20 protein-coding genes are annotated in these 21,440 nt (G+C 73.4%); 16 read left to right on the top strand and 4 right to left on the bottom strand.

Annotated features, from left to right (window positions below):
• Positions 1-16 precede the first annotated feature (16 nt).
• Complete coding sequence (locus HNR61_RS28150) at positions 17-493, top strand: hypothetical protein (RefSeq protein WP_182846203.1); 477 nt, start codon at positions 17-19, stop codon at positions 491-493.
• A gap of 76 nt (positions 494-569) precedes the next feature.
• Here the strand turns inward: HNR61_RS28150 and HNR61_RS28145 are convergent, their stop codons facing one another.
• Complete coding sequence (locus HNR61_RS28145) at positions 570-1,646, bottom strand: alpha/beta hydrolase (protein ID WP_182846202.1); 1,077 nt, start codon at positions 1,644-1,646, stop codon at positions 570-572.
• Positions 1,647-1,849: 203 nt separating this feature from the next.
• Between HNR61_RS28145 and HNR61_RS28140 the strand changes: the two genes are divergently transcribed.
• The 6 genes from HNR61_RS28140 (at position 1,850) to HNR61_RS28115 (ending at position 7,438) form a co-directional block, all read left to right on the top strand.
• Positions 1,850-3,067 carry an acetoin utilization protein AcuC gene (locus HNR61_RS28140; protein WP_182846201.1) on the top strand — a complete coding sequence of 406 codons (1,218 nt, stop codon included), beginning with the start codon at positions 1,850-1,852 and terminating at the stop codon, positions 3,065-3,067.
• On the top strand, positions 3,067-3,909 hold the full coding sequence (locus HNR61_RS28135) for a phosphatase (RefSeq protein ID WP_182846200.1): 843 nt from the start codon (positions 3,067-3,069) through the stop codon (positions 3,907-3,909). The genes HNR61_RS28140 and HNR61_RS28135 overlap by 1 nt, the downstream gene beginning before the upstream one ends.
• Positions 3,910-4,257: 348 nt before the next feature.
• A complete protein-coding gene (locus tag HNR61_RS28130; protein WP_026414196.1) occupies positions 4,258-4,461 on the top strand; it encodes a helix-turn-helix domain-containing protein in 204 nt (67 codons plus the stop codon).
• An 873-nt stretch (positions 4,462-5,334) separates the two neighbouring features.
• Positions 5,335-5,433 carry a 30S ribosomal protein bS22 gene (locus HNR61_RS28125; protein ID WP_018654693.1) on the top strand — a complete coding sequence of 33 codons (99 nt, stop codon included), beginning with the start codon at positions 5,335-5,337 and terminating at the stop codon, positions 5,431-5,433.
• Positions 5,434-5,480: 47 nt separating this feature from the next.
• Positions 5,481-6,497 carry an NAD-dependent epimerase/dehydratase family protein gene (locus tag HNR61_RS28120; RefSeq protein WP_182846199.1) on the top strand — a complete coding sequence of 339 codons (1,017 nt, stop codon included), beginning with the start codon at positions 5,481-5,483 and terminating at the stop codon, positions 6,495-6,497.
• 11 nt (positions 6,498-6,508) lie between these two features.
• Positions 6,509-7,438, top strand: a complete 930-nt coding sequence (locus HNR61_RS28115; protein WP_182846488.1) for a lysophospholipid acyltransferase family protein — start codon at positions 6,509-6,511, stop codon at positions 7,436-7,438.
• Positions 7,439-7,451: 13 nt separating this feature from the next.
• Here HNR61_RS28115 and HNR61_RS28110 read toward each other — a convergent pair whose 3' ends face one another.
• Both HNR61_RS28110 and HNR61_RS28105 read right to left on the bottom strand, forming a co-directional pair.
• Positions 7,452-8,324, bottom strand: a complete 873-nt coding sequence (locus HNR61_RS28110; RefSeq protein ID WP_182846198.1) for an HAD family hydrolase — start codon at positions 8,322-8,324, stop codon at positions 7,452-7,454.
• A gap of 291 nt (positions 8,325-8,615) precedes the next feature.
• On the bottom strand, positions 8,616-9,248 hold the full coding sequence (locus HNR61_RS28105) for a sigma-70 family RNA polymerase sigma factor (RefSeq protein ID WP_182846197.1): 633 nt from the start codon (positions 9,246-9,248) through the stop codon (positions 8,616-8,618).
• A gap of 267 nt (positions 9,249-9,515) precedes the next feature.
• Between HNR61_RS28105 and HNR61_RS28100 the strand changes: the two genes are divergently transcribed.
• From HNR61_RS28100 to HNR61_RS28065, 8 genes are all read left to right on the top strand, one after another.
• Positions 9,516-10,805, top strand: coding sequence for a putative quinol monooxygenase (locus HNR61_RS28100; protein ID WP_246443876.1), 1,290 nt, complete (start codon positions 9,516-9,518; stop codon positions 10,803-10,805).
• On the top strand, positions 10,802-11,062 hold the full coding sequence (locus tag HNR61_RS28095) for a glutaredoxin family protein (RefSeq protein ID WP_182846195.1): 261 nt from the start codon (positions 10,802-10,804) through the stop codon (positions 11,060-11,062). The genes HNR61_RS28100 and HNR61_RS28095 overlap by 4 nt, the downstream gene beginning before the upstream one ends.
• A 324-nt stretch (positions 11,063-11,386) precedes the next feature.
• The gene (locus tag HNR61_RS28090; RefSeq protein WP_067815158.1) at positions 11,387-12,130 is read left to right on the top strand and encodes a redox-sensing transcriptional repressor Rex; all 744 of its coding nucleotides are present in this window, start codon (positions 11,387-11,389) and stop codon (positions 12,128-12,130) included.
• Positions 12,131-12,248: 118 nt separating this feature from the next.
• On the top strand, positions 12,249-13,592 hold the full coding sequence (locus HNR61_RS28085) for a glutamyl-tRNA reductase (protein ID WP_182846194.1): 1,344 nt from the start codon (positions 12,249-12,251) through the stop codon (positions 13,590-13,592).
• Positions 13,589-14,536 carry a hydroxymethylbilane synthase gene (gene hemC, locus HNR61_RS28080; RefSeq protein WP_182846193.1) on the top strand — a complete coding sequence of 316 codons (948 nt, stop codon included), beginning with the start codon at positions 13,589-13,591 and terminating at the stop codon, positions 14,534-14,536. Before HNR61_RS28085 ends, hemC begins: the two co-directional genes overlap by 4 nt.
• Before the next feature lie 124 nt (positions 14,537-14,660).
• Positions 14,661-16,226 carry a bifunctional uroporphyrinogen-III C-methyltransferase/uroporphyrinogen-III synthase gene (locus tag HNR61_RS28075; protein WP_312898132.1) on the top strand — a complete coding sequence of 522 codons (1,566 nt, stop codon included), beginning with the start codon at positions 14,661-14,663 and terminating at the stop codon, positions 16,224-16,226.
• 31 nt (positions 16,227-16,257) lie between these two features.
• A complete protein-coding gene (gene hemB, locus HNR61_RS28070) occupies positions 16,258-17,247 on the top strand; it encodes a porphobilinogen synthase (RefSeq protein WP_067815149.1) in 990 nt (329 codons plus the stop codon).
• 215 nt (positions 17,248-17,462) lie between these two features.
• Entirely contained in the window at positions 17,463-18,113 is a 651-nt protein-coding gene (locus tag HNR61_RS28065) for a bifunctional DNA primase/polymerase (RefSeq protein WP_182846192.1), read from the top strand.
• Between the two features lie 34 nt (positions 18,114-18,147).
• Here the strand turns inward: HNR61_RS28065 and HNR61_RS28060 are convergent, their stop codons facing one another.
• Complete coding sequence (locus HNR61_RS28060) at positions 18,148-19,914, bottom strand: serine/threonine-protein kinase (protein ID WP_182846191.1); 1,767 nt, start codon at positions 19,912-19,914, stop codon at positions 18,148-18,150.
• Positions 19,915-20,118: 204 nt separating this feature from the next.
• Here HNR61_RS28060 and hemL point away from each other — a divergent pair, with 204 nt between their 5' ends.
• Positions 20,119-21,414: a glutamate-1-semialdehyde 2,1-aminomutase gene (gene hemL, locus HNR61_RS28055; protein ID WP_182846190.1), complete on the top strand. Its 1,296-nt coding sequence runs from the start codon at positions 20,119-20,121 to the stop codon at positions 21,412-21,414.
• The last annotated feature ends 26 nt before the right edge of the window (positions 21,415-21,440 follow it).

The raw sequence follows: 21,440 nt of genomic DNA, 5'->3' as shown, positions 1-21,440 counted from the left end.
CGACGTTTTACGTATCGTGATCGATCAAGCTGTTTCTCCGGACCGGCGGCTCCTGACCTTCGTCTCCGGCTTCTGGCAGGCGGGAGGCTGGCTGTTCCTGGCCGCGATCGTCGCGGGGGCCGGGGCCCACGACCTGACGAGCGGCGGCTCCCCGGGCGTGCTCGCGTTCGAGGCGCTGCTCGTGGCGTACCTGGTCACGATGTACTTCCTGGAGCGGCGGCGCGCCACGGTCGTCTCCACGTCCGGTCTCGAACTGCGCGGCTACCTGCTGGCCGAGAGCATCCCCTGGGGCCGGGTGGCGGACGTCCGGGCGTCCCGCAGATGGGGCATGCGCCGGGTCGCGCTGCTGCTGACCGACGGCCGCGTACGCCTGCTCACCGCCCCGCGCGACCACGTCTTCGAGGGCGACCGCGACCTCGACGCGAAGATCGAGGCCATCCGGGAGGCGAAGCCGGACCAGGTCTCCCGGCCCTCCGCCCGCACGGGCCGCTGAGGCCCGCCGGGGCACGTGGCGAGGCCCCTCGCGGCCCCGCGGCTCCGGGCCGGGCGGGGACGCGAGGGGCCTCCGGTCAGGCGACGGCCTCGGTGGCCGTGGTCCCGGCCGCGACCACCCGGCGCACGAACCGGGCGGTCTCGCGCATGGCCGCGCTCGCCTCCGGGAGAACGCGGTTGAGGATCTGGAAGACGTGCATCTGGCCCTTCCAGACCTGGAGTTCGCAGTCGTTGCCCGCCCTGGTCAGCGCCTCCGCCAGGGCCTCGGCCTCCGGGCGCAGGACCTCCGCGCCGCCGACCTGGATGAGGATCGGGGGCGCGTCGGTCCAGGGGGAGGCGAGCAGGGCCAGCCGCGGGTCGTCGAATCCGGCTGGCCCCACTACGAGGCGGGCGACCCGGCGGGCCGCGTAGGCGGAGATGTAGGGGTCGCGGGCGCGGCGCTGGGCGCGCGTGGACATCTCGCAGGTGAGGTCCACCCAGGGGGAGAACAGCACCGTCCCGGCGGGGCGCGGCAGGCCGGTGCGCAGGATCTCGCCGGTCAGCGCGGCGGCCAGGTGGCCCCCGGCGGAGTCGCCCGCGATCACGATCCCGGACGCCGGGACGCCGCGGTCCAGCAGCCAGCGGTAGGCCGCCACCGCGTCCTCCAGCGGGGCCGGGAACGGGTTCTCGGGCGCCAGCCGGTACCGCGGGACCAGCACCGGCAGGCCCGTGTCCAGGGCCAGGCGGGACGTGATCGGACGGTGGGTGCGCGGCGAGCACACCACGTACGCGCCGCCGTGCAGGTAGAGGATCGCGCCGCTCGCCGTCCGCTCGCCCTCGCGGGTCACGACCCATTCGCCGGCGACCGGGCGTTCCGCGCGGTCCGTCTCGACGCGGGGGTCGACCAGTGGCCGGATGTGGACCCGGGAGGTCGGGCGCATCAGCAGCGAGGCCGCGTCCACGGTGGTGCGGGCGGTGCGCAGGGTGCGCGCGTGGCCGGGGACCAGATGGATGAACGGGCGTGCGCCCAGCCGCAACGCGCCGGTGACCAGGAGGCTGCGGGCGCTCGGGCGACGTTCGTGGGGTTTCCGGGGGTCGGCCTCGGGGGTGGGAGGCGCGGACAGCGGCAGAGGGGTCACCTCCGCCGGCTGCGGAGCGGGTGGGCGTGTGTCCATCTCAGCCCCATTTGCTCTGTTTCCTTTGTGTTAATGAGATGCCCACTCGGCGAGGGTGGTTCACGTCACAACTTTGTGTCGAAGCCGTCCGATTGGAACGGGAGCAAAGCGGCTAACGTGCGGGGGCGCGCACGCTGGGTAGCGGAACGCGGTGATCTATGCCACTTGGACAGGGGGATCGGCGGGGGCGATACCGTGAGGCCATGAGCAGTGCCGCGCAGCCCGCGCCCCCGGCGAACTGCGGTCTCCAGGTCCTCTGGGACGACCGGCTCACCGGCTACGACTTCGGTCCCGGCCACCCCATGAACCCCGTGCGGGTCGAGCTGACCGTCGCGCTGGCGCGCGAGTACGGCCTGTTCGACCGGCCGAACGTGCGCGTGACGGCGTTCGAGCCCGCCGACGACAAGCTCCTCGCCCGCGTGCACGAGGAGTCCTACATCGCCGCCGTCCGGCACGCGGGCGCGACCGGCCTGCCCGAGCCGGGCCGCGGCATCGGCACCGCCGACAACCCCGTGTTCCTCGGCATGCACGACGCCTCCGCGCTGATCGCGGGCGCGTCGGTCGCCGGGGCGCGGGCCGTCTGGGAGGGCGGCGCCGAGCACGCCGTCAACGTCTCGGGCGGCCTGCACCACGCGATGGCCGGGGCCGCCAGCGGCTTCTGCGTCTACAACGACGCCGCCCTCGCCATCGCCTGGCTGCTGGACAACGGCGCCGAACGCGTCGCGTACGTGGACGTGGACGTCCACCACGGCGACGGCGTGCAGGCCCTGTTCTACGACGACCCCCGCGTCATGACGATCAGCCTGCACGAGACGCCGCGCACGCTGTTCCCCGGCACGGGTTTCCCCAACGAGACCGGCGGGAGCGGAGCCGAGGGCACGGCCGTGAACGTCGCCCTCCCGCCCGGCACCGGCGACGCGGCCTGGCTGCGCGCGTTCGAGGCGGTCGTGCCGCCGCTGCTGCGCGCGTTCGCGCCGCGGGTCCTGGTCACCCAGCACGGCGCCGACGTGCACGCGCTCGACCCGCTGGCCCACCTGATCCTCACCCTCGACGGCCAGCGCACCGCCTACCGGCGGCTGCACGCGCTCGCCCACGAGGTCGCCGGGGGGCGCTGGCTGGCCACCGGGGGCGGCGGCTACGAGCTGGTGCAGGTCGTCCCGCGCGCCTGGACGCACCTGATCGCCGAGGCCGCGGGCCTGCCGATCGCCCCCGAGACGCCCACCCCCGACGCGTGGCGCGAGTTCGTCCGGCAGCGCACCGACGAGGTCGCGCCGCGCCGCATGACCGATGGAACGACCGAGGTGGAGGTGCGCACATGGGAGACGGGCTTCGACCCGGCCAACCCGGTGGACCAGGCGGTGCTGGCGACCCGGCGGGCGGTGTTCCCGGAACACGGCCTGGACCCGATGACGGACGTGTGATGGCGCCGACCCGCGAGGAGCTGCGCGCCCACCTGCTCCGCACGATGATCGCCGGGGACGTCGCCACGCCCCGGCAGAACAACCTGCTGCACTACCGCCGCATGGCCAACGGCGACCCGTACTACCAGTTCGGCCTGGAGTTCAAGCGTTCCTACACCGAACGCGACATCCTGGAGATCATGGTCGAGCGGTGCGGCGTGAGCGCCGACCCGATGCACCTGTACGGCGACGACACCATCGACCCGGAGCTGACGATCGACGCGCTGGAGGCGATGGCCGCCCGCGTCGGCCTGGCCGCGCGCCGCCGCGAGAACGTCGTGATCGCCACCGGTCACCCGGCCACGCTCACCCCGGTCTACCAGGCGCTGTCCCGGGCGCTGACCGAGGCGGGCTGCCGCGTGCTGACCCCGGCGGCGGGCTGGGAGTACCAGGTCGAGACCTCCCACGGCCGCGAGGCGCGGCGGCTGGTCTACGCCGACGGCGGCGTGGCGATGCTGGAGGGCGACGACGGCCGTACCCATCACACCCACGACGCGGCCCCGATGAACACCATGCTCGACGCCCTGAACGGGACCGACGCTCCTGGGACCCCTCCGGAGTACACCGGCGAGGCGAATTCCAGAGAATGGCCGGATCTGGCCATCGCCGACCATGGCTGGGCCGGTGCGGCCGGACAGGCGGGCATCGACGCGGTCGGTTTCGCTGACTGTAACGACCCGGCGCTGTTCGTGGGGGCCGCCGAGGGCAAGATCACGGTCGTGGTGCCCCTCGACGACGGCGTATCACCGCACCATTACGCCCCTTTGACGGCCTACCTCCTGGCACGTGCCGGTCTGGGGTGACCCCCGGGCCCCCTGAGAATCTCACTGGAGCGACCCCACAGGCGTCACAGCGTGTGACGTGACGGCCGTAACGGGGCTGATGGGTTGGCACACGTCCGCCGCTCCCGCGTGAGTCGCAGGTCATCGCGTGTTCCGGCCTTACAACTCATCGTCACGCCACGGTCCGTCCCGTCAGGTCAACGCTCCGTACGTGATAACAGTGTGGCCTCCGGGACAGGCTGGATACGGAAATGGCAGGAACTCCCCTCTTGCGACTGTCGGTACACGATTTACGCTGGGGGAAGTACACGTGCGTGATCAAAGTCACCCAAAGGGCCGGTGCGCGGCACGTGTGGAAGAGGGCGTCCGATGAGCTCAGGCGAGCGACCTCTGAGCGAGGTCAGATTCCTGACCGTGGCCGAAGTGGCGGCGGTGATGCGGGTGTCCAAGATGACCGTCTACCGCCTCGTCCACTCGGGAGAACTGCCCGCGATCCGCGTGGGACGTTCGTTCCGGGTCCCCGAACAGGCCGTACACGACTACCTGCGCGACGCGTTCATCGAGGCCGGGTGAGCGCTCCCCGCGAACGCGGGGACGTTCCCGGAGCGGGGAACGGGCCATGACCCGCCCCCCTCCGAACCCGGCCGCGCAGGGGGCGCCGGCAGGGACCGCAAGGTCCACGCCGGCGGCCGGGAAACGGCTACAGGGGAACTAACGGCGTCCCCACGGGGACGTTGCGGGCGAGAAAGACGGCAGACGACCCGCCGGACCCGGTGTCCGGGGGATCGGGGGCGACAGGCGTCTCCCCGGTGCCCCGACACCGGGCACATGGCTCTGCGCGCCATGACGGCGCGGCGGCGGTTCGCGGCGGCGATCCGCCGGACCCGACCCGCCTGGCCCGAGGACGGCCCGGCGGCCTGACTCCCCCGGGGCGGCGCCCCGTGGCGTCGCGGGTCGGCGCGGGACGGTCCACACTCCTGTGTGATCAAGGGGCCGCCCGTCGGAGGGGACACCCACGAGGGACGCGGCCATGCCGTTCGCCGCCGACCCGGAGGGGTCACCGAGGGGGCGTACGGCTTCGATCCCCGCGCCCTGATCCGCGGACCGGGCCGGGAGCGCGTCCGCTCGCACCACCGAACCCCGTCGCCGGGCCCGTTCCGGCCGTGCCGCATCCGGACAGGCGGCCGCGGGCGGCGGCCTGCGCCGGCGACCAGGTGTGACCTGTCAGTCATCTTTTGGGGGTTCGTTTCCCGGAAATTCGGGGGAGTGTCAAGAGGCGTTGAGGGTACGGCGGGCGACATGGGAACGGTGCGGATCACTCCGCGGACCGAACGGCGTCGGCTCAGCGGTACCCTTGGGCAGCGGACTGTGCACGTCAACCGAGTCGATGCTCGGCTGCGGCATGTCCTTCTCCTGTAAGACACCCGATTTGCCGAGCGAGGTCTCGTGGGCTCCGTCATCAAGAAGCGTCGTAAGCGGATGGCCAAGAAGAAGCACCGCAAGCTGCTGAAGAAGACGCGCATCCAGCGCCGCAACAAGAAGTAAACACGCAGGCCACCGAGCCGTAAGGGGTGGGGCGCACAGTGTCCTCTATGCCCTCCACTGCGGCCCGTGTCGTCCTCGTCACGGGAGTCTCCCGTTTCCTGGGGGCGCGGGTCGCCAACACCCTCCAAGCCGACCCGCGTATCGAGCGGGTCATCGGCGTGGACACGGTCCCACCCACGACGTCGCTCGGCCGCACCGAGTTCGTCCGCGTCGACATCCGCACGCCGAGCATCGCGAAGGTCATCTCCTCCGCCGAGGTCGACACCGTCGTCCACCTCAACCTGGTGACGGCCCCGTCCGGCCCCCGGTCGCGGGTGAAGGAACTCAACGTCATCGGCACGATGCAGCTGCTGGCCGCGTGCCAGCGGTCGCCGGACATGCGCAAACTCGTCGTGCGGTCCTCGGCCGCCGTCTACGGGTCCTCGCCCATGGACCCGGCGGTGTTCGCCGAACGCGACGAGCCCGTCGAGCCGCCCACCTCCGGCTACGCCAAGGACGCGGTCGAGGTCGAGGGCTACGTGCGGGGCCTGCAACGCCGCCGGTCGGACCTGACGGTCTCGGTGCTGCGCTTCGTCAACTTCCTGGGTCCGGGCGTGGACTCCCCGCTGACCCGGTACCTGCGCATGCCCGTCGTGCCGACGGTGCTGGGGTTCGACCCCCGGCTGCAGTTCGTGCACGAGGACGACGGCATCGAGGTGCTGCGCCGGATGACCGTGGAGGACCATCCGGGGTGCTTCAACGTGGCGGGCGACGGCGTCCTGCTGCTCTCGCAGGCGTTGCGCCGGGCCGGACGCTCGTTCGTGCCGGTCCCGGCGCCGTCGTTCGCCATGCTGGGCGACGCCGGCCGCCGGTTCGCGGGGATGTCGGGGTTCTCGCCCGAGCTCCAGCGCCTGCTCGCCTACGGCCGTGTCGTCGACACCACCACGCTGGTGAACGAGCTGGCCTGGCGGCCCAAGTACGGCTCGGAGGCGGCGTTCGCCGACTTCGTGTCCGCGCAGGGGCTGGGACGCACCGTTCCCATGGCCCTGCTGGACCGACTGACCACGGTGTTGGGCCGCGAGTAGCGGGAGGCGCAGTGAACGCGCAGCTTCATGACGAACAGCCCGCCGAGCGGGGGGCGCGGGTCATCCCGTTGAACGCCGCCCGCCAGGACGAGGAGCCGGCCGAGCGCCACCCGCTGGAGCGCAGGGCCGCCGCCGGGCTCGCGTTCCTGCGCCGGCGGCTGGCCGGCGAGTACGAGGTCGACGAGTTCGGCTTCGACCCCGAGCTCAACCGCAACGTCCTGCTGCCCGCCGCCCGGGTGCTCTACGAGCGGTGGTTCCGGGTGGAGCTGGCCGGGACCGAGCACGTCCCGCAGAAGGGCGGCGCGCTCATCGTCGCCAACCACTCCGGGACCGTCCCCCTCGACGGGATCATGCTGTCGGTCGCGGTGCACGACCACCTGGAACGCGACCTGCGGCTGCTCGGCGCCGACCTGATCTACCAGGTGCCGGTGCTGGGGCACCTGTCGCGCAAGGCCGGGCACACGCTGGCCTCGCCCGCCGACGCGGCGCGGCTGCTGGCCAAGGACGAGCTGGTCGGGGTGTTCCCCGAGGGCTTCAAGGGCGTCGGCAAGCCGTTCAGCGAGCGCTACCAGTTGCAGCGGTTCGGGCGCGGCGGGTTCGTGGAGACGGCGCTGCGCGCGAACGTGCCGATCATCCCGTGCGCCATCGTCGGCGCCGAGGAGATCTATCCCAAGATCGCCGATCTGAGGCCGCTGGCCCGGCTGCTCGGCGTGCCGTACTTCCCGGTGACCCCGACGTTCCCGTGGCTGGGACCGGCGGGGCTGCTCCCGCTGCCGTCCAAGTGGATGATCGCGTTCGGGGAGCCGATGCCGCTGGACGACTACGGGCCCGAGGCCGCCGACGACCCGATGACGGTCTTCAACCTCACCGACCACGTCCGCGAGACGGTCCAGCAGATGCTCTACGACACGCTGCTGCGCCGGGGCCCCGCGTTCTTCTAGGCCCCCGGGGCCGCTAGGAGCGGTAGTGCCGCCGCAGGGCGATCCCGGCGGCGACGCCGCCGGCCAGCGCCCCCATCCCGGCCGCCGCCGGGAGGGCCACCATCGTCACCTTGCGGCCGGTGCGGAAGTCGTGCACCGGCCACCCGTTCTGCTTGGCGTGCTCGCGGAGGGCCGGGTCGGGGTTGACCGCGTGGGGGTAGCCGACCGCGGTCAGCATCGGCAGGTCGTTGACCGAGTCGCTGTAGGCCGAGCAGCGGGCCAGGTCCAGGCCCTCGCGCTGGGCCAGCGCGCGGATCGCCTCGGCCTTGGCCTGGCCGTGCAGCAGGTTGCCGACCAGGCGGCCGGTGTAGACGCCGCCGGAGGTCTCGGCGACCGTGCCGAGCGCGCCGGTCAGCCCCAGCCGGTGGGCGATCGTGCGGGCCACCTCGACGGGGGTGGCGGTGACCAGCCACACCTGCTGGCCGGAGTCCAGGTGCTGCAACGCGAGGCGGCGGGTGCCGTGCCAGATGCGGTCGGCCATCACCTCGTCGTAGATCTCCTCGGAGAGGCGGACCAGGTCGTCGACCTTCTGGCCGGCGACGAACGCCAGCGCCATCTCCTTGGCGCTGCCGATGTGCTCGGCGTTCTCGGTGCCGCGCAGCCGGAACGCGGCCTGCCCCCAGGCGAACATCGCCAGGTCCCGCATCGTGAACAGCTTGCGCGAGGCCAGGCCGCGCGCGAAGTAGTAGATCGACGCGCCGCGCATCATCGTGTTGTCCACGTCGAAGAACGCCGCCGCCGTCGGGTCCGGCTCGGGCAGCGGCTCGGGCTCCGCCGCCGCCGCGGCCGCCGCCTCGCCCGCGCTGACCGGGTCCTCTTCTTTGCCGCGCTGCCAGAAAAGCCGCATGGTGCCGAGCTTAGCCAGCACGGGTGTCGGGCCCCGGTGTTCGTCCTTGAATGGGACGGTCCTCACTTTCGGCGTTCCGGTGAACGGTCATCTCGGCGACCAGGCGTTCGCGCAGCCGGTCGCGGAAACGCGGGTCGGGGGCGGGCAGGCCGGACCGCATACCGGTCAGGGAATGACGGGTCCGCCGTATCCCGCGCCGCCCGCTGAGACGGGCCCTCCTCATATCGGTCCCCCCGGTGAAGCGGTGGTGCCCCGACAACGAGCGACCCGGACCCCGGGTTACGGCCGTCCCTAGGGAACGCGCGGATCGTCCGGCAGCATCCGGGCCAGCGACCGCACCGCGCGGTACTGCAACGCCTTGATCGCGCCGGTCTTCTTGCCCATGATCAGCGCCGTCTCCGCCACCGACAGCCCGTGCAGGAAGCGCAGCACCACGCACTCCTGCTGCTCGGAGCCCAGGCGGCGGACGGCCGTCAGCAGCGTGCGCCGGGTCATCGCGTCCAGCACGGCGCGCTCGGGACCCTCCTGGGGGAGGTCGGGCTCCAGCAGCTCGGCCGTGCAGATCTCCAGGCGGTGGCGGCCGGACTTGAAGTGGTCGGTGACCAGGTTGCGGGCGATGGTGACGAGCCAGGCCCCGAAGTCCTTGCCCTGCCAGTGGAAGTCGCCGATCCGGCGCAGCGCCCGCAGGAACGTCTCGCTGGTCAGGTCCTCGGCCAGCGCGTGCGAGCCGACCCGGTAGTAGACGTACCGGTAGACGAGGTCCACGTAGTTGTCGTAGAGGGCGCCGAACGCCTCGGCGTCGCCCTCGCGGGCGCGCAGGACCAGGGACTTCATCGCGTCGCCGGGTCGGGAGAGCGGGGCGTCACCCGGTCGGGCGGGCCGCGGGACCGCCGCTACCGGGACATCGAGGGTCAAGCTGCTCATGCAGTTCTCCTCGGGGCGTAAGCGACCTCCGACGTGAATTGCCACTCTAGGTACCGGCGGCCACGGCAGGCAATGGTGTGACGCCTCGTATGTCCGGGAACCGCCTACACGAACGATCCGTCGGTGGCGGCCCGCCCGCTCCGGCCTGCCCCGCCGGGCCCGTTCCGGCCGGTCGCCGGGGAGCGGTTACCCCTCAACGGCCCGCATCGGGCACCATGGGGCGCGATGGAAGCTCTAATCGCGCTCGTGGCGACCCTGGGTGCCTTAATGGCCACCGGGTTGCTGGTTCAGCGCGCCTCCAAGGAACGGCTCCTCTACCTGATCGCGTGGTCGGTGACCCTGGTCGGGCTGTCCCTGGCGCTGCTCGCGCTGACCGCGGGCTTCTTCCTGGGGTTCAACGGCCTGCTGTTCCGCGTGGCGGAGGTCGGGGCCGCGCTGGTCGCGCCGCTGTGGCTGGCGCTGGGCATGGTGGAGCTGATCGCCCGTCCGGTCCAGGTGCGGTTCGCCGCCTGGCTGTTCTCGGTGTCCTACACCGTGGTCGCCATGGTGATCCTGGCGCTGGACCCGTTCAAGCGGAGCGCCTTCACGAAGGGCCTTCCCAAGCCGGGCGACACCTACGACGCGATCCCGCTGCTGCTGATCGACGGCATCCACGTGGTCGCGGTGCTCGCCCTGGTGGCGTGCGCGGCGGTCACCGCGGTGCTGGCGAGCAAGCAGGACCGCGAGGCGGCCGACCTGCTGATCCCGATCGCGCTGGTCGCCCTGGCCGGGGCGCTGGTGGTCGGCGGCACCCGCGGCCTGCTGCCCGGGTTCGTCGCGGTCGTGGCGCTCGGCGGCGCGGCCGGGCTGGTCTGGTACGGCGCGATGCGGACCATCCCCGTCTACGACGAGGAGGGCTACGCCGACGACGGCTACGAGGACGAGCCCGCCACCGGCTACGAGGAGCAGGGCTACACCGGCCCGCAGCGGCAGCCCGAGCCGCCCCGGCCCGCCCCCGCCCCTGCTCCGGCCCCCGCTCCGGTCGGCAAGCGCGCCAAGCGCGGCGAGCTGCGCTTCCCCGAGCCCCAGGCCGAGGAGCTGCGCTTCCCCGCCGAGCCCTCCCCGCCGACCACCGTGGACGGGCTGCGCCCCCCGACCGGCGAGACCCCGCTGCCCGTCCCGGCCGGGGCCGACCTGTCGGCGGCCTGCGGCCAGATCACGGTCTACACGCTGCTGGACGGCCGCGAGGAGGCGTTCGACCGGCTGGCGGCCGACCTGGTGCGGGCGGCCCGCGCCGCCGAGCCCGACACGCTGATCTTCGCCTGCCACGAGGTGGTCGGCGCGCCCACGCAGCGGATCTTCTACTGGCTGTTCCGCGACGAGGCCGCGTTCGCCGCGCACCGCCGCCAGCAGCACCTCCAGCGGTTCATGGCCGAGTCCCGCACGCACGTGCTGGCCACCAACGTCATCGAGCTCCGGCTCGGCGCGGCCAAGCTCCCCGGGATCCCGGGCCCGCCGGCCCCGGCCACGTCCACCGGCGGCACCCCCCTCGCCCCGCCGGCGGGAGGGCGCCCGTGAGCGGATCCATCACCATCACGCTGCTCGGCAAGCCCGGCTGCCACCTGTGCGACGACGCGCGGGCGGTCATCGAGCGGGTCGCCGCCGACCTGGGCGTGGCCTGGGAGGAACGCGACATCACCCGGTCGGAGGAGCTGCACCGCGAGTACTGGGAGCAGATCCCGGTCACGCTGATCAACGGTGTCCAGCACGACTTCTGGCGGGTGGACGAGGCCCGGCTGCGCGCCGCCGTCGAGGAACTGCGCAGGTCGCGGTGAACGGCCGGTAGCGGCCGAGACGGAGAAGCGGGAATGTCTCGTCAGTCACATCCCCGCCGTCGCGGGCGGTCCGCCCGGAGCGTGCCGGGCCCCCCTTGAACCCCTCTGACCTGCGGTTTCCTTGTCGTTCCCGATCGCCGGGCGACATGCGCAACCGGGGGGTGACTTTGTGCGCCTATTCACAAAGGCTTAATCTGGTGGACAGCCCTGGGCGACGAGGCCCCGGCTCGTACCGAATCCGGGGGAGACCGGGAGACCAGTCGGCCTCGGTCAGGGGTTGTTTTCGGGCCCCGTCCCCAGCGTCGAGCCCCCGAAGAGCAGGCCGTGACATCTCGACAGAACCGCACTCGCGACCGCGCCGAGCGCGGCATCCCCGAAGCAACCGTCGCCCGCCTGCCGGTGTACCTGCGGGCCCTGCACGCGCTCCAGGACCGGGGTGTGGCGACGGTCTCCTCCGAGGAGCTGGCCGCCGCCGCCGGCGTCAACTCCGCCAAGCTCCGCAAGGACCTGTCGCACCTCGGTTCCTACGGCACCCGGGGCGTCGGCTACGAGGTGGAGTACCTCGTCTACCAGATCTCCCGTGAACTCGGCCTGACCCAGGATTGGGTCGTGGCAATCATCGGGGTCGGTAACCTGGGCCGGGCGCTGGCCGGTTACGGCGGGTTCGCCTCCCGCGGATTCCGCGTGGCGGGCCTGCTGGACGCCGACGAGTCCGTCATCGGTCAGGAGATCTCCGGCATGACGGTCGAGCACATCGACCGGCTGGAGGAGATCATCGCCGAGCGCGGCGTGTCCATCGTCGTGATCGCCACCCCCGCGGCCGCCGCCCAGACCGTGTGCGACCGGGTGGTGGCGGCCGGGGTGACCAGCGTGCTGAACTTCGCACCGGTCGTGCTGACGGTGCCGGAGGGGGTCGACGTGCGTAAGGTCGACCTGTCGATCGAACTACAGATCCTCGCGTTCCACGAGCAGCGCAAGGCCGGCGGGCCCGACGGTTACGACCCGATGGCCGGCGGCGTCTCGGGGAACGGCAGAGCCTCGGGCTATGTCGAGGCGGTGGAAGCGTGAACGGGAACGGCGAGCGGATGGACGGGCGGGCGAGGGACGCGGTGGCGGGCGGGAGCGGCGACGGGCTCGGGCCCCGCGCCGCCCGCCCGGCGTCCCCGCGGCGGTCGGGAGGCGCGCGATGAGCATCCTGGTGGTGGGCCTCAGCCACCGCAGCGCCCCGGTGCCCCTGCTGGAGCGGGTCTCGGCGTCCGGCGACGACCTGCGCAAGCTCCTGCACGCGGTGCACGACGCCCCGAACGTCGCCGAGGCCACGATCCTGTCGACCTGCAACCGCGTCGAGGTCTACGCGGTCGTCGACAAGTTCCACGGCGGCGTCACCGCGATCACCGAGCTGCTGGCGCTGCACTCGGGCGTCCCGCTGGACGACCTGTCCCGGCACCTGTACGTCCACTACGAGGAGCGCGCGGTCCAGCACGCGTTCGCGGTGGCGTGCGGGCTGGAGTCGATGGTCGTCGGCGAGGGGCAGATCCTCGGGCAGATCCGCACCGCGTTCCGGCTCGGCCAGGACGAGCACACCCTCGGCCGCGAGCTGCACGAGGTGCTCCAGCAGGCGCTGCGCGTCGGCAAGCGCGCGCACGCCGAGACCGGCATCGACAAGGCCGGGCTGTCGCTGGTCAGCGTCGGCCTGGACATCGCCGCCGGGTACCTCGGGCCGGTGGCGGACGTGCGCGCCCTCGTCGTCGGCGCGGGGTCGATGAGCGGCCTGGCCGCCGCGACGCTGAGCCGCGCCGGGGCCCGCGAGGTCGTCGTCGCCAACCGCACCTTCGACCGCGCCGAACGCCTGGCCGCCTCCCTGGCGGTCCCGGCCCGCGCGATCCGGCTCGACGAGCTGGACGCCGCGCTCGCCGAGGCCGACCTTGTGATCTCGTGCACCGGCGCGACCGGCCTGGTGCTGACCGCCGAGCAGGTCGCGGCGGCCGGCGCCGCCGGGGACCGGCGCCGGTTCCTGCTGGACCTGGCGCTGCCGCACGACATCGACCCCGGCGTCCGCGAGCTGCCCGGCGTGCGGCTGGCGAACCTGGACGACCTGCGCACCGCGCAGGAGGCCGCGCACGCGATCGGCCCCGAGGCCGAACGCGCCGTGCAGGCGATCGTCGCCGAGGAGGTCACCGCGTTCCTGGGCGCGGCCCGCGCCGCGGCCGTCGCGCCGACCGTGGTGGCGCTGCGCTCCAAGGCCGCCGAGGTGGTGGAGGCCGAACTGGCCCGGCTCACCGGCCGCCTGCCCGAACTCGACGACCGCGCCCGCAGGGAGATCACCCAGACCGTCCGGCGGGTGGTGGACAAGCTCCTGCACGCCCCGACCGTCCGGGTCAAGGAACTGGCCGCCGCGCCCGGCGGCGACGCCTACGCCGACGCGCTGCGCGAACTGTTCGACCTCGACCCGAAGGCGCCCGAGGCCGTCACCCGCGCGGACCTGCCCGGCGCCAGCTCACCATCCGCCGAAGGACACAGCAACCCATGACCACACCCAGCCGCGTACCCGACCCCGCCCGCCCGCTGCGGCTCGGCACCCGCAAGAGCCTGATGGCGACGACCCAGTCGCAACTGGTCGCCGACGCATTGTCGCAGCGTACGGGGTATGCGGTGGAGCTGGCCGGGGTAACCACCGAAGGTGATGTCTCCAAGGCACTGCTCGCGCAGATCGGGGGCACGGGGGTCTTCGTCAACGCCCTGCGGGACCGGCTGCTGTCCGGTGAGGTGGACTTCGCCGTGCACTCGCTGAAGGACCTGCCCACCAGCCCCGGCGAGGGGATCACGCTGGCCGCCACGCCGCCGCGCGACGATCCCAGCGACGCCCTGTGCGGCCCGGCCAAGCTGGCCGACCTGCCGACCGGCGCCCGCGTCGGGACCGGTTCGCCGCGCCGGGTCGCGCAGCTGCGGGCGATGCGCCCGGACCTGGAGATCGTGCCGATCCGCGGCAACGCCGACACCCGGCTGCGCAAGGTCGCCGACGGCGAACTCGACGCGGTGGTGCTGGCGTACGCGGGGTTGAAACGTATCGGCCGGCTGGACGCGGTCGCCGAGGTCTTCGGGCCCGACCGGATGCTGCCCGCCCCGGGCCAGGGCTCGCTGGCGCTGGAGTGCCGCTCCGACCGGACGGACCTGATCGCGCTGCTCGGCGCGGTGGACGACCGGGCGACCCGCGCGGCGGTCACCGCCGAACGGACCGTCCTGGCGGTGCTGGAGGCGGGTTGCTCCGCGCCCGTGGGAGCATACGCTGCCGAAGTAGAACAGAAGCTGCATCTCACCGCCTCCGTCGTGGCGCACGACGGGAGCCGCGAGATCCGGCTGTCCGCAAGCGGCCACCCGGACCAGGCCGAGCAGATCGGGCGCGACCTCGCGCGGCGGATGCTCGCCGAGGGGGCCGACCAGTTGATGGGGGAGCGCGACATTGAGCCCCGCTAGCCAGAACGCGGCCCAGGGCACCGACCGGGCCGCCGGGCGGCCCGCCGCCAGGGCGGCCCGGTCTACCGGCAGGTCCGGCAGGACGTCCGGGAAGTCCGCCGGTGCCGCCCCCACGGTGTCGCCCGTGCCGACCGAGGCGGAGACCGGAGTGGTCTCGCTGGTCGGGACCGGCCCCGGCGACCCCGGCCTGCTGACGCTGCGCGCCGCCGCCGTGCTGGACCGCGCCGACCTGGTCATCGTGGACCGCGCCGCCGTGGCCGCCGAGATCCTCGCCCATGTCCGCGACGGCGCCGAGATCGTCGACGTCGCCGAGACCGGCGACCCCGCCGCGCTCGCGGTCCGGGAGGCCCGGGCGGGCCGCCGCGTGGTCCGGCTCGTCCCCGGCGACCCCGGGACGCTGGGCGCGCTGCCCACCGAGGGCGCGGAGATCGCGGGGTCCGGGCTGCCGTTCGAGGTCGTGCCGGGCCTGTCGTCGATCACCGCGGTGCCCGGCTACGCGGGCATCCCGCTGACCGACGACCGGCACCGCGAGGTGCGGGTCATCGACGCCGCCGCGGGCGGCGTGGAGTGGGAGCGGTTCGCCGGCCCCGACGCGACCCTGGTCATCACCGGCGCCGAGCACGCCGTCGCCGAGGTCGCCAAGAGCCTGATCGCCGTCGGCCGCCCCGACTCCACCCCGGCCGCCATGACGAGCCTCGGCACCACCACCGAGCAGGAGACCGTCGTCTCCGACCTCAAGCGGCTGGCCGCCGACACCAAGGGCATGGAGGCCCCCGCCCTGATCATCGTGGGCGGCGTGGTGGACTGGCGCGACCGGCTCGCCTGGTTCGAGACCAAGCCGCTGTTCGGCTGGCGGGTCCTGGTGCCGCGCACCAAGGAGCAGGCCGCCGACCTGTCGGAGCAGCTGCGCGCCTACGGGGCCGTCCCCGACGAGGTCCCCACCATCTCGGTGGAGCCGCCGCGCACCCCGCAGCAGATGGAACGCGCCGTCAAGGGCCTGGTGACCGGCCGCTACGAGTGGGTCGTGTTCACCTCCACCAACGCCGTGCGCGCCATCCGCGAGAAGTTCACCGACTACGGGCTGGACGCCCGCGCGTTCGCCGGGCTGAAGGTCGCCGCCGTCGGCGAGCAGACCGCCCGCGCGCTGGTCGAGTTCGGCGTGCAGCCCGACCTGGTCCCGGCCGGGCAGCAGTCCAGCGAGGGCCTGGCCGAGGTGTGGCCGCCCTACGACGAGGATTTGGACCCGATCAACCGGGTGCTGCTGCCGCGCGCCGACATCGCCACCGACACCCTCATCGCCCGCCTCACCGACCTGGGCTGGGAGTGCGAGGACGTCACCGCCTACCGGACCGTGCGGGCCGCGCCGCCGCCCGCCCCGATCCGCGAGGCGATCAAGGGCGGCGGGTTCGACGCGGTGCTGTTCACCTCGTCGTCGACCGTGAAGAACCTCATCGGCATCGCGGGCAAGCCGCACAACGTGACGGTCATCGCGGTCATCGGGCCGCAGACCGCCAAGACGGCCGAGGAGTATGGACTGCGTGTCGACGTGATGGCCGAGAAGCCGTCGGTTTCGGCACTGGCGGAGGCGCTGGCCGAGTACGGTGCGAAGCGGCGGGCCGCGCAGATCGAGGCCGGAGATCCGCTGCGCAAGCCCAGCCAGATGCGCCGGGGCGCCCGCCGCCGCAAGTAGCACCCGTACCGGCAGCACCGAGGAGACTCCCATGTCCGCCCAGTTCCCCGTGGCACGTCCGCGGCGGCTGCGCCGTACCCCCGCCCTGCGGCGGCTGGTCGCCGAGACCCGGCTGGCCCCGGCCGACCTGATCCTGCCGCTGTTCGTCAAGGAGGGGCTCGCCGAGCCGCAGCCGGTCGCCTCCATGCCCGGCGTCCACCAGCACACCCTCGACAGCCTGCGCAAGACCGCGCACGAGGCCGTCGAGGCGGGCGTGGGCGGCCTGATCCTGTTCGGCGTCCCGGCCGTCAAGGACGCCGTCGGCTCCGCCGGCGACGACCCCGACGGCATCGTCCAGCGGGCCCTGCGCGAGCTGACCGCCGAGCTCGGCGACTCGACCGTGATCATGACCGACCTGTGCCTGGACGAGTTCACCGACCACGGCCACTGCGGCATCGTGACCGCGGACGGCGAGATCGACAACGACGCGACGCTGGAGCGCTACGCCTCGCTGGCGGTCGCCCAGGCCGAGGCCGGAACGCACGTCGTCGCGCCCAGCGGCATGATGGACGGCCAGGTCGCGGCGATCCGCGCGGCGCTGGACGGCGCGGGCTTCACCGACCTGCCGATCCTGGCCTACTCCGCCAAGTACGCCTCGGCGTACTACGGGCCGTTCCGCGACGCCGCCGAGTGCGCCCCCACGTTCGGCGACCGCGCCACCCACCAGCAGGACCCGGCCAACGCCGACGAGTCGCTGCGCGAGGTCCTCGCCGACCTCGACGAGGGCGCCGACATGGTCATGGTCAAGCCCGCCGGGGCCTACCTGGACATCGTGCGGCGCGTCCGCGACGCGGTGGACGTCCCGGTCGCGGCCTACCAGGTCAGCGGCGAGTACGCGATGATCGAGGCGGCGGCCGAGAAGGGCTGGATCGACCGCGAGCGCACCATCGACGAGTCCCTGGTCGCGATCCGCCGCGCGGGCGCGAACCTGATCCTCACCTACTGGGCGACGGAGGTCGCCCGCCGCCTGTCCTCCCGGTGAGGCTGTCCGGCGGGTGACGGTGATCTATTTCCGGAGGACGGTTCCCCCTAGTCATTTGGGACCGTTTCCGGGGGGTGCCGTGTCCATCGCGGGTTCGCGGCGGCATCATCGTCTATCAAGGAACTGTTTTCCACCGGCCCGTCCACGGTCTCCTCGCCCGGGGCAGGCGCGCACGTGACGGGACCGGTTTCCACCTTGGGCCAAGGGGGGCGCTGATGCTGACGGTCTCGGGGAACAGGAAGCGGCAGGGCCGCGAACGCGCGGTACGCGATCGCATGGTCACGGCCGTCCACGCGTACGCGGCGCTCGGCTGGCCCACCACTCCCGGCGCGAGGGCCGGCACCGACCGGGCGTGTTCGTGCGACCGGATCGGCTGTCCCGACCCGGCCGCCCATCCGGTCTCGGCGGCCTGGGCGATCCAGGCCAGCGTCGACACCGACGTGCTGGACGGCATGTGGGCCAAACGCCCCCAGGCCAACATCATCCTGCCGACGGGCCGCGTGTTCGACGTCTTCGACGTCCCCGCCGCGGCCGGGGCCGCCGCCCTGGACCGCATCCGCGCCGAGGGCCTCCCGGTGGGCCCGGTCGCCGCGATCGGCGACGAACGCCACCTGTTCTTCGTCGCCACCCGGGGAGCGCCGGTGGACGAGGACGAGTGGTGGTCCTGCCATCTGGACTGCTCCCCGGAGACCGTCACGGAGACCCCCGGCATGCGGTGGCACTGCCGCGACAGCTACGTGGTGGCGCCGCCCTCGGTGCTCCCGTACGGACGCGAGGTCGTCTGGGTGCTCCCGCCGGACGGAAGCCCCCTGCCCGACCCCCTGCGCCTCCTGGAGGTCCTCGCGGACAGCTGCGAGACCCTCTAGGCCCCTGGCGGCCCCCCGAGGCCGCGCGGCCCTCTCAGCCGCGCGGCGCCGCGACCGTCTTCCTGCTCCAGCCCGAGTAGTTCGTGAACAGCGTCCGGGTGCGGGGCTTGGCCCCCATGGTGAGCTTCACGGCCGAGGGGCGGTTCGCACGGTCCAATCTGATCACGAACTCCACCTGCTGGGCCCCCGTCTGGCGGGCGAGGTCGCCCAGCGCGGGCACCGCGCCGACCGGGGCCGTCCCGTGGTAGACGATCTTGCCCTTGCCGAACGTGGTGGCCGACTTCAGCAGGGTGAGCACGTGCGCCGGGGCCGTGGCCGCCCGGACCTGCGACGCCAGCGCGGCGTAACCGCGCTGCTGGCCCGCGACCGGCACCTGCCGCCACCGCTTGCCCATCTTCAGGTACAGGGTGTCCTGCACCAGGACGGTCCGCGCGGACTTCCTGGTCTCGCGCGCGCCCGCCAGCGACATCGAGTACGAGCCGGGCGCCCCGGCGGCCGACGCCAGCATGCCGTTGGCCCTGAGCGGGCCGCCGAGGCCCGAGCCGTTCAGCGCGAACGACACGCTCGGGGTCCCGGCGGTCGCCTGCTCGATCTGCTGGGCCAGCGCCGTCGCCTCCGGCGGGACGGCCGGCGTGCGCACCGGCTCCGGGACGCCGCTGGTGGCGGGGCGGGTGGCGACGCCGTCGCCCTTCCTGTCCCCGTTCAGCAGCGTCGCGGCCCCGGCGACGCCGCCGCCGACCAGCAGCACGGCGGCGGCCGCGACCAGGACGCGGCCCCGGCGCCCGCCCCGGGCGGGCGCGGAGGCGGGGCGGACGGCGGTGCGGCCCGAGGAGCGGGACGGCTTGGGCTCGGGCGCCTTGGCGGCCTCGCGGGCCAGCTCGACCAGGCGGCCCCGGCCCTGCGCCTCCCAGGCGGGCCCGTAGGCCTCGACGGCGGCGTCCTCGACCATGCCGAGGAAGTCGGCGGCCGAGGCCGGGCGCTTCTCGGGGTCCTTGGCCAGACCCTGGTTGATCAGGTCGTGCAGCGGGCCGGGGACCCCGTCGACCGGGATCGGGGCCTCGCGGTGCGCCTTGGCCAGCGCCGACTGGGACCGGCCGGTGAACGGCGGCCGTCCCGTCAGGCACTCGAAGAACACGGCCGTGGCGGCGTACAGGTCGGAGGCGACCGTCGCGGCCCCGCCGTCCCACAGCTCCGGCGCGGCGTAGGCGGGCCCGTTGGCGGCCTCGGCGCCGGCGGGGGCCAGCGCGAAGTCGGTGAGCCGGGTGTTGCCGGCGGGCAGTCCGCCGCCGTGCTCGTCGCCGGTCGGGTCGATCATGATGTTGGCGGGCCGGACCGCGCCGTGCACGATGTCGCGCTCGTGGGCGGCGGCCAGGCCCAGCAGCACCCCGCCGAGCGCCGACAGCGCCGCCAGCGGCCCGGTGGGGCCCTTGGCGGCCAGCACGCGGCGCAGCGTGACGCCCTCGGCGCGTTCCATCACGATCGCGGTGCCGTTGGGGGACTCCACGAAGTCGAAGAAGTCGACGACGTTGGGGTCCTCCAGTTGCGACAGCCGCCGCGCGACGAGCCGGAAGCGCGACATGAACGCCTCGTCCCCGTCCAGCCGCGCGTCCAGGTACTTGATCGCGACCTGGGTCTGGGTGACGTCGTCCACGGCCAGCACCACCCGGCCCGCGGTGCCGCCGCCGAGCTCCTGGGAGTGCGTGAAGCCCGGGACCGTCCAGCCGTTGACCACCTGCGTGCCATCCCTCCCGATACGGCCGGTGCCGGGGGCGTCGCACACCCGGTCGTGTGCTCCTGCCACTGCCGTGACGCCCGCTGCCCGCTGAGTTCTGCTGTTGTGATGTCCGCTGTGCCGTCTATTGTCCCGCTCGTTGCGCTGCCAGCGATCCACGCCCATCCGAGAGCCCGGTCACCGATGGGTCGCACACACCACTTTGGTGGAATATCGGCTCGTAGCAGGCGAGGTCAAGGGCAGTCACCGAACTGCAACTGACAGACTGGTGCGGTGACCGACTACGAAGTCTCCCAGCAGTTGTTCGATCGGGCGAATCGGGTGGTTCCGGGTGGGGTGAACTCGCCGGTCCGGGCCTTCCTGGCGGTGGGCGGGACCCCGCGTTTCCTCACCTCGGCCCGTGGCCCGTACCTCACCGACGCCGACGGGAACGAGTACGTCGACCTGGTCTGCTCGTGGGGCCCGATGATCCTCGGGCACGCGCACCCGGCCGTGGTGGAGGCGGTCCAGCGGGCCGCGGCGCGCGGCACCTCCTACGGCGCGCCCACCCCCGGCGAGGTGGAGCTGGCCGAGGAGATCGTCGACCGCACGCCGGTCGAGCAGGTGCGGCTGGTCAACTCGGGCACCGAGGCGACCATGTCGGCGATCCGGCTGGCGCGCGGCTTCACCGGCCGCAGCCGGGTCGTGAAGTTCGCGGGCTGCTACCACGGGCACGTGGACGCGCTGCTGGCCGCCGCCGGGTCCGGCGTGGCGACGCTGGCGCTGCCCGACACCCCGGGCGTGACCGGCGCGACCACCGCCGACACGATCGTGCTGCCCTACAACGACGTGGCGGCCGTCGAGCAGGCGTTCGCCGAGCACGGCCACGAGATCGCCTGTGTGATCACCGAGGCGGTGCCGTGCAACATGGGCGTGGTCCCGCCGCTGCCGGACTTCAACGCCCTGCTCAAGCGCCTGTGCGGGCAGAACGGCGCGCTGCTGGTCATCGACGAGGTGCTGACGGGGTTCCGCGCCACGCGGTCGGGCTGGTACGGGGCCGAGGGCGTGGCGGGCGACCTGATGACCTTCGGGAAGGTCATGGGCGGCGGGCTGCCGGCGGCGGCGTTCGGCGGGCGCGCCGACGTCATGGGGCACCTCGCCCCGGCCGGGCCGGTGTACCAGGCGGGCACCCTGTCGGGGAACCCCCTGGCGACGGCGGCGGGCCTGGCGACCCTGCGCAACGCCACCGACGACGTGTACGCCGCCATCGACGACGCCGCCGAGGTCGTGTCGCGCGCGGCGTCGGAGGCGCTGCTGAAGGAGGGCGTCGCGCACCGCCTCCAGGTCGCCGGGAACCTGTTCTCGGTGTTCTTCGCGGGCGAGGAGGTCCGCGACTTCGCCGCGGCGCAGAAGCAGGACGTCAAGGCGTACGCGGCGTTCTTCCACGCGGCGCTGGAGCGGGGCGTGTACCTGCCGCCGTCGGCCTACGAGGTGTGGTTCCTGTCGGCGGCGCACGACGACACGGCGATCAACCGCATCCTCGACGTCCTCCCGCACGCGGCCCGCGCCGCCGCCGAGGCCCAGCGCTGAGACGGCGCCGGGAAGGCGCTGAGACG

Source organism: Actinomadura kijaniata, assembly GCF_014138665.1.
Lineage (GTDB): Bacteria > Actinomycetota > Actinomycetes > Streptosporangiales > Streptosporangiaceae > Spirillospora > Spirillospora kijaniata.
Note: the sequence above shows the minus strand (reverse complement) of the source record. Positions and strands in the feature narration are given on the sequence as shown.